Consider the following 8,238-nt stretch of genomic DNA (forward strand, 5'->3'; position numbering starts at 1 on the left):
GCAATTCCTCTGCTCTTCTTTTATCTTCTACCGGATCATCACTACGTGGTCTTGAACCAGCTAACGGATTAGAAATAACCTGCATACCATTACGTGAAACGAGTAATTCAGGACTTGCTCCAATTAAAGTCTTACTATTCTCGTTTTCATCTTTCGGTAAATTCACAGCAAATGTATAGCCATGCTTATTATGCTCTGCTAATTCTCGAAGAAGTTTTTGCTTATCAATCTTTTCAGAAGATTTAACATCTAACAATCTAGATAGGACGATTTTCTTTAAATCCCCGTCCTGTATTTTTTTAATCCCTTGCTTCACGCCATTCATATATACTTCTGGTTCTGGTACAGGCATCATTTCAAAAGCTAAGTTCTCGTTTGTTTCAAGCTGATTTGTTGTATCCAATTGTAAACGATCAGAAATTCTGCTATATTCCGGTACGATAAGTTGAACTTCTTTTCTACGATCAAATGGCAAAGCACCGACAACGATAGGATTCGGATTTCCTGCTTGTTTTGCATTACGTAATACTGCTTGCACAAGCTCTGGGAAACTGTCAATTTCACGGTGCTCTACTGTAGTAAACTCTCCTTCAGTTAAGATTGTGCGGGTTGGTGAAGCAAAAAAAAATGAAGAACAAACTTTATAATCATTTAATAATTGTAGTGCTGAATTTTTATATTCAGTCATATGACTCATCTACTAATAACCTCCCACATATAATATTACACTCCTAAAGTTGCTCCTCCATCAACACACATATTATGCATTGTAATATGTGCAGAACGGTTTGAGACCAAAAATAAAACTGCTTCTGCAATATCAGAAGGTGTAGCCAATTTTTTTAAAGGAATCCCTAATTTATAATTTTCTAGAGAACCTTTAATTACTTTTTCCATATCACTCTCATCATTCCACATTTTTTGTTGCATTTCAGTTTCTGTGGAACCTGGTGATACAATATTACACCGAATGTTATATTCGGCTAATTCTAAAGCCATAGTTTTTGTAAACGAAGTAACTGCCGCTTTAGACGCTGCATATGCAGACATTCCTACACGTGGTATACTAGATGCATTTGAACCTATGGTAACAATTACCCCATCCCTACGGGGTTTCATATATTGAATTACAGCGCGCGAAACATAAAATACACCCGTAGTGTTCACTTCAAATGTTGAATGCCAATCCTCGTCACTCAAAGATTCAACAGAGCCAATACGTAAAATTCCTGCTACATTTACTAAAATACCAATTGGCCCCATAGTAGATTCAACTTCTTCTACTATTTTATCTATCCTTTTTCGATCACTAACATCTGCTCGAAAGACAACAACATGTTGATTTTTTTTTTGTAATTTTTTTGCCATTCTATCTAATACTTCTTCATTTTTATCTACGGCTACTACAGATACACCTAATTCAGCCAGAGCTTTAACTACAGCAGCTCCAATACCTTGTGCAGCACCAGTTACTAAAGCAATTTTCCCTTTCAAATCCATATATGTATTCCTTCCCTTTTCTTTTATTTTTGGCTCTTAACAAAATTTCAAAAAATAATCATATTTACAAAAGTACTCTTTACATTCTTCATATCTATATCACACATCAAATTACTTAACAATTATAATTTTTTAAAATATATCATATAAAAATTTATATATCTAATTATAACATTATATCCTTTTTAACAATAAATTTCGTATTTTGAAACCAAAAGAATAATAAGCTTTTTTTTTAAAGAAACTTATTATTCCTTTTAAATTTATCAGTACACTAAACACTCTACCCGTCTGAGTAAACTACCTTATGCAAACACCGTCATGAATAAATGGATATACTATCAGTTTCAGATATGTCATGAATAATTTCATTTATATTTTTAAGAATCACTTTATGCGGAAATTGATTAGAATTGGCACATACTGATAATTTATAATCAGAATCTATATGATATTGTTTAAAAAAGTAAGCACTATTCGTTTCATCTTGATTAATACTAATACCTTCCTCTTCATTTTTTTTTATGGTAAAAGAGTTGAAAGGAGTTGAAAGACCTGTGCCAATTGCCTTGATATAACTTTCTTTCAAAGTCCATAAATCATAAAAATAATCATTTTTTTCGGTTAATACCTTTAAATTCAAATTCTCAATTTCCTTCATTGAAAACAATTGTGAAATTGTTTCTAACTCGATTGGACGTATTTGTTCAATATCTATACCTACTGAAGTATTACCTACAATACAAACAATCCAATCCCCTGAGTGAGAAATATTAAAACAAAAAAATTCATCTCCTATCCAATCCGGCTTACCATACTTATTGTAATTATACTTTATATCTTGATTAGATATTTTATAACGTTTACAAATAATAGATCTAATCATTACATCACCTAACAAAGTTCTATAAGCATCTTCTTTTTTTTTATAACGTTCTATTTTTCTTTTCTTTTCTATTGAAACCAAATTTAACAGGCTATTGTATGTGGTTTCATCCATTGTTTTTAGCTTCTTGATAGCATAAATACTGCACATTAAACCGTCCTTTCTTTTGACAATTGATAAAATGATGCAATTTTACATCTTTTTGTTTTTTATCAAATATAACTATAACATTTCAAAATTTTTCCTCCTCTTATCTCAGCAGAAGCTTTTTTGGTCCTTCGTTTTAAATCTCTTAGCCTCAATTCTTCCTCATAAATCGTTACTTCTAATACACCACATTCGATACTCATTACTTTCACAAATCTTTCTGAATACTATAATTAAATTTTTAAAATTCTAAAACAAACATTATTTTTAATTAAAAAAATTTAAAACTATCATATAAATTCAGTTCATTATTTATGAATAGTATGATTATGTCCTAACTCAATAAATGGGGTTGGTGTAGTAATGGAACAAGAACGGCAAGAAGACTTAATCACATTATCAAAAAAACTGATTTTTGATAACAATAAAAAACGTGATAAATAAGGCTTTGATGCGTTAACACTACGTTATCAAAACTATTATCATAATCAAATTAACAATAATAACCGTTTCTGTTACTACCCCCCCTAAATTGAATATTAGCAGATATTTCAGAGGGAAAAATTTTAATACTGTCACCTAAAAAAACTATATATATTAGAATTTCATCCGTTTTTAGATATACAAAAAATATCACATAAAAAACCATTTACTACTCTTATCATTCTTGTCCTTTATTGAAGGTATTATTGATGTAGACATTTTTTAGATATAATATTTAAAACATCACTATAATTCCTATTCACATAAAAATGATCCCCATCGATTTCAAAGAAATCACAATTCCCATCAGTCAAACCTCTCCAATATGGTATATTATTCCTATCTATTATATTATCTTTATTTCCAAAAATAATTGATAAGTCATCTTTGATTCTACTCGACTCTGTATTGTATTGGTATTCATTATTCATTTTAAAATCTGCTCTTAATATTGGTAAAAACAAATCCATTAATTCTTTATTTTCGAGAACTGCTGACGGAGTTCCATTCATATGTTTTATTTTTTCAATGAATTGATCATCCGGTAGTAAATGAAAAAAGGAATGTGACTTTCTTTTATGAGGAGCACCCATTCCTGAAATAAAAACATGCTCAGGAGTAAAAGAATCAAAATTTCTAATTAATTCAAATGCTACCAATCCCCCAAAACTATGGCCAAAAATTGAATATTTTTCACATTCATTAATATGAATTAAAATTTGTTTATATACATCATCAACCATTTCATTTAAATTCGTAAATAAATTTTCACCGATGCGGCCTCCTCTACCAGAGTACTCAATTGGGATAAATTCAATTGAATTACAAAAACGGCCCCATTCTTTAAAAATTTGTGCAGATCCCCCTGCATGTGCCAAACAAATCAGTTTACTTTTATTCATACATTACCTCCTAAAAATCAACAAAAAGAACTTCACTTCCGAAATTTTGAATTTATAATAAAAACTATTTTTCTTGAGCATAAATTAACTTGAATAAGAATTTGATAATAAATTTAAACTCCATTTTAATACTACGAGTTTTTTATATACTTTTCTCGAATATATTGCGAGATTTCGCAATCATTATATAATAGCAAAACGAGTGAATATACATATTCCTCTCATTACATTGTTTGAAATTTCAATTTTTTGTTTAATTAAAACTAAACTTAAATCTAATATTTTACATATAAAGAAAATTATAATTTATAAGGAATAAATTCTCAATATTTTTAAATATAATTTGCAAATGGATTATTTTTCAATTAACATTCGTTAACCCAAACAAAATTCCAATGCTCGTTTTAAAACAAGAAAAGAATCTCTTACAGCTGCTACCACAGAGCACAATAAGAGATTCTTACAGAATCAAATACACACTTGTAAAAGTCAATGCATCGAACATGATTTACTACAAGTCAAGTCAAATCAATACTCAGTTCCAGCTAAATATCAAGAAAAACCCACTTGTTCACTTCTATTGGCATCGCAGCAGCTAAGAACCGTACAAGTACATATTTCATTAAATGTCATGATTTACTTTAAAATCTTAAACGCGCAAAAGTAGAAAATCATCTTGAAACTCGTTTGGAACATTATACGAAGCATAAACTACTTATCAATGATGAAATTAGTTAGTTGCCAATTGATTTAGAGGATGCTAAATTATTTTTTCAGTTAATTGATATGCGTTATGAAATATAGCTAACACCATATTGTATCGTGTCTTGCATCACGCCACAGTCGTGAACGTTATTGGAAAATCTTATCGAATTAAGTATCACTTTAATAAAGAGAATGAGTAATTTTGTACAGCCTTGGTCAAGCAAAAGTGTACATGTTTAAGTTGACATTTACACTCAAGGATATACTCTACTTTTTCTTACTTTAATGTTTCATCATATTGTTTTCCTATACCTATTGGGATTTAGACACCTGTGTATACTTGAAATATTTATTTTAATCAGGTTTCTATTTTTGGTATTAATTAATTCATATATATTAATTAATATAAATCGAACCCTTTAGTATATCACTTTGTAATCTAAGCTTAAATATGTCATTTAGCATTTATCGTTTATAAAAATTATTTATAAAACGTATTAGGTACATCTTCTTTTAAAGTAAAATCTTCAACTAATTTAGATGCCTCTCTTTCAATATTTAAGGTTGAAGATAATATATCCTTTAAGTTAGTAAGATATGCTCGTTCTTTTTTTGATGCTCTTAACTTAAGGACTAAATTAGCTGCTATTCTAAAATTCTGATAGCTATCTCGATATAAGTCTTCAATCACTTCAATATTGTTATAATCATCTTTATATTTTGAGATAATTTTTGAATAATGGTACCTTGAATTACTCAAATTAAATAAACTTTTATATATGTCTTTTAATGGCCCTTTTTGATGGAAATGTTCTTCTAAGTAATTATCGAATCTATCAAAAGTTTTTAGGCCTACCAACCGTTTGTGATTTGGTATATCTAAAAAATCCACTGTTCCCCCACCTAATATTTGGGAGTTGTTCTTATTCATAACTTTAAATAAATAATTTTTGTCTAGTTTAAAGGAATGTCCCTCCGTATAGAAACTCCGGAAAATGTATTCTTTTTCACCTTCAATGTCCATTCTAGTTTCCATGGCTTTTGCAATAATAGATATATCAACCAAACCGGAATATTTGTAAAAATGGTCACATACAAAAAATTGGTCATGTTCCATGTGTGTAATTTCAATGTAGTGTGGTCCCCTATGTTTGCAATAATACATATTAAATGGTAAATCAAAGATATCAACACGTACTAGTATTGAACTATCACTTTTTAAAATAAATATTATTTTTTCTAACCAAAGTTCAAAATTTGGTAATTTATGTTCAATACATCTTACATTAGTTGTGTTATGAAGATGTTCATACTCATTTATATAGTAAGGAGTAAAAATTAGATTATTCTCATTTTCATAGATTGCTAATCCTGCCTGGTTCCAAATAAATTCTGATATTGGTATAACTCTTGATAAAATAGCGTTTATTGTAAGGGTTTTACAATCGAAGTTCTCCTTATAAATTAATTTTGAATTACTCAAATTGTTATACCTCCTTCATTGTGATAGAAAAAATATGTATAAATGGATTATAACCAAACTTAAGTTGATCTAATTTCAGATAAGAATTAAATGACATATGATAAAACCAAATTTTAGGTTTTATAAAATTGTTAATACCTAGGTGTGAATGCATGTATTCAAAAGATTTGAAACAAATATCACCATTATTAGATATCTCACTATTTAAGTCTGATAAGTGTAATTTTTTAGAGTAAATATTATTCCCATTCATTAGCTCCACATCATGGTAATAACTACCTCCGTAACAGGTGCCAACAAAAAAAATGTCTGAGTATAAGTTTGGTCTGATTTTTATAAGTTGATTATCCACTTCGAAGTTATCAAAATTATTGTTAATATTAAATATAAAAGGTATATCTTGGCTCTCATAAATAAAGTTCATGTTCTCGCAAAGAAAGTCTTTTGGTATAGAGAGTCCTGCTAAAGAGTCTAGTTCTCCATTACTTTTTTCTTCATAACTAGTTATACCTTTATTGTTGTTATGTTCTTCAAGGTTTACGCAATAAAACACTATTAACTACCTCCGTATTTTTTATTAAAAACTAAATTAACTTAGATTGATTTAGTTTTAACTAGAAAACAACGTTTACCTTTTTTAAATAGGGTTTTTATAGAGTTTGAATTTTATTCTGAGCCACATAAAACACTGTTATGGAGATTTACCTATTTTAAAAATAATTTACCCCATAACAGTGACTTGTTAAATAAACTATGTATAAAGCATTTTTTACTATTTAAGCACTTCATTCTTCTTGCTTACTATAAGTTCCCACCAATTATTAATAGTTGGTTCCAAAGCAAGTTTTACAAAGGGTAGATTGATTCCTTTTTTATTTAGATTTCCCATAAAAGTCATAACCCTTATGGAGTCCATGCCTAATAACAATAAGTTCTCATTCTCATTAATTGACTGAAATTCATTATAGCCAAGTAGTTCAGCGACTTGTTCACGGATGTAATCTTTAGTTAAATCATCATTCTCATTAGATAGTGCTTGTTTTATTTGCTCAGTAGTAATTGTTTTAGCGCATCTATTTGATGCATAAATTAGTGATTGTTTATGATCTTCTAAAGTAAAGTCAGCAACAGCATCTCCAACAATAAATGGTTGTATACCTTCCATAAATGCATCTGCTGCAGTTAAAAGACAGCCTATATGAGCGTAAACTCCACAAATTATTATCTGATCACGTCCTTGGTCCTGAAAAATGTCTAATAGGTCATTTTTTTTAAAAGCACTGTACCTCCATTTAGTTAATAAAATATCATCTATTTCAGGAGTCAAACTGCTAATAATCCTTTGTTTATTACCTTCGCGGGGAATTCCCTTTCCCCAAAAGTCTTCTAACAACGCTCTCTGTTGAGAATTTTGATCTTCAGGTTGAGCAGAATATATAATTGGGATTCCAAGCACTTTACACATGTTTTTCAGGACATTTATATTATTCACAAGAGTTTTTATTAGCAGTGAGTTTTCTTCATAAGCATCAATAAAATACTCTTGCATATCATGAATCAGTAAAATTGCACGTTTTTTATCAATATTCCAATTTACTTTATTAATTGGCAAATCATTTTTTGTTGGCATTAGATAGTCTTTAATTGTTGGTAAAGTCATTAAAAATTCTCCTCATAATGTAAATAATTAATTTTGGTCTTCCTATATTTATCTGATATCATTTTACGTAATTCTTTTTTACTAAATTTCCTTACCCCAGTCTCAGGAAATTCAGTTATGAATTCTACTTGATCCGGAAATTTATATTCATCTACACTTCTTAAAGTTAAAAACTCTTTTAAATCTTTTAAAGTAGAACGATTTGCTCTTGCTATTCTATATGCACAAATTTGCTCACCTAAATACAAATATAGGATAGATACTTATGGATACATCTGTGATATCCTGGTATGTCAACACGAAACTAGACAATTTTTTTAAGGTATTCCTGCCTGTACTGAACAAGACTCAAATAGCCCAGTGTTCCATGGATTCTGACATTGTTAAACCAGTTTACGTAGTCGTTCAATTCTAAGGTCAATTCTTCTAAACTTGCGAAATGACGACCGCGAACGAACTCGGTTTTAAAGAT

8 protein-coding genes and 2 pseudogenes are annotated in these 8,238 nt (G+C 29.3%); 2 read left to right on the forward strand and 8 right to left on the reverse strand.

Annotated features, from left to right (window positions below; genetic code table 11):
• The 4 genes from CO726_RS29820 to CO726_RS29835 all read right to left on the reverse strand — a co-directional run.
• A partial coding sequence (locus tag CO726_RS29820) for a chorismate-binding protein (RefSeq protein ID WP_169513111.1) occupies positions 1-697 on the reverse strand: 697 nt, incomplete at its 3' end.
• A 26-nt stretch (positions 698-723) separates the two neighbouring features.
• Positions 724-1,500, reverse strand: coding sequence for a 2,3-dihydro-2,3-dihydroxybenzoate dehydrogenase (locus tag CO726_RS29825; RefSeq protein WP_099686703.1), 777 nt, complete (start codon positions 1,498-1,500; stop codon positions 724-726).
• Between the two features lie 319 nt (positions 1,501-1,819).
• Entirely contained in the window at positions 1,820-2,500 is a 681-nt protein-coding gene (locus tag CO726_RS29830; RefSeq protein ID WP_245916841.1) for a 4'-phosphopantetheinyl transferase family protein, read from the reverse strand.
• Between the two features lie 719 nt (positions 2,501-3,219).
• Positions 3,220-3,918 (reverse strand): thioesterase II family protein, encoded by a 699-nt coding sequence (locus CO726_RS29835; protein ID WP_099686705.1) that lies wholly within the window; start codon positions 3,916-3,918, stop codon positions 3,220-3,222.
• 386 nt (positions 3,919-4,304) lie between these two features.
• On the opposite strand from CO726_RS29835, the pseudogene CO726_RS29840 reads away from it, so the two are divergent.
• Both CO726_RS29840 and CO726_RS32720 read left to right on the forward strand, forming a co-directional pair.
• Positions 4,305-4,490 (forward strand): annotated as a pseudogene (locus CO726_RS29840) (IS21 family transposase); the annotation flags it as partial.
• Positions 4,477-4,823: pseudogene (locus CO726_RS32720) on the forward strand (ATP-binding protein); the annotation flags it as partial. The pseudogenes CO726_RS29840 and CO726_RS32720, both read left to right, overlap by 14 nt.
• Positions 4,824-5,104: 281 nt before the next feature.
• On the opposite strand, the gene CO726_RS29850 reads toward CO726_RS32720, so the two are convergent.
• The 4 genes from CO726_RS29850 to CO726_RS29870 form a co-directional block, all read right to left on the reverse strand.
• A complete protein-coding gene (locus CO726_RS29850) occupies positions 5,105-6,106 on the reverse strand; it encodes a hypothetical protein (protein WP_099686706.1) in 1,002 nt (333 codons plus the stop codon).
• A 4-nt stretch (positions 6,107-6,110) separates the two neighbouring features.
• Entirely contained in the window at positions 6,111-6,659 is a 549-nt protein-coding gene (locus CO726_RS29855) for a hypothetical protein (RefSeq protein ID WP_099686707.1), read from the reverse strand.
• A 219-nt stretch (positions 6,660-6,878) separates the two neighbouring features.
• A complete protein-coding gene (locus tag CO726_RS29860; protein ID WP_099686708.1) occupies positions 6,879-7,766 on the reverse strand; it encodes an isochorismatase in 888 nt (295 codons plus the stop codon).
• A 304-nt stretch (positions 7,767-8,070) separates the two neighbouring features.
• Positions 8,071-8,238: IS3 family transposase (locus CO726_RS29870; RefSeq protein WP_169513112.1), on the reverse strand; the 168-nt coding region annotated here is incomplete at its 5' end.

It is taken from the genome of Bacillus fungorum, assembly GCF_002746455.1.
GTDB classification, from domain to species: Bacteria; Bacillota; Bacilli; order Bacillales; family Bacillaceae_G; genus Bacillus_A; species Bacillus_A fungorum.

What these genes read in the sequence shown, in the direction of transcription:
- CO726_RS29825 (WP_099686703.1), bottom strand. Translation starts at nt 1,500, where the DNA reads ATGGATTTGAAAGGGAAAATTGCTTTAGTAACTGGTGCTGCACAAGGT.
- CO726_RS29830 (WP_245916841.1), bottom strand. Translation starts at nt 2,500, where the DNA reads ATGGATGAAACCACATACAATAGCCTGTTAAATTTGGTTTCAATAGAA.
- CO726_RS29835 (WP_099686705.1), bottom strand. Translation starts at nt 3,918, where the DNA reads ATGAATAAAAGTAAACTGATTTGTTTGGCACATGCAGGGGGATCTGCA.
- CO726_RS29860 (WP_099686708.1), bottom strand. Translation starts at nt 7,766, where the DNA reads ATGACTTTACCAACAATTAAAGACTATCTAATGCCAACAAAAAATGAT.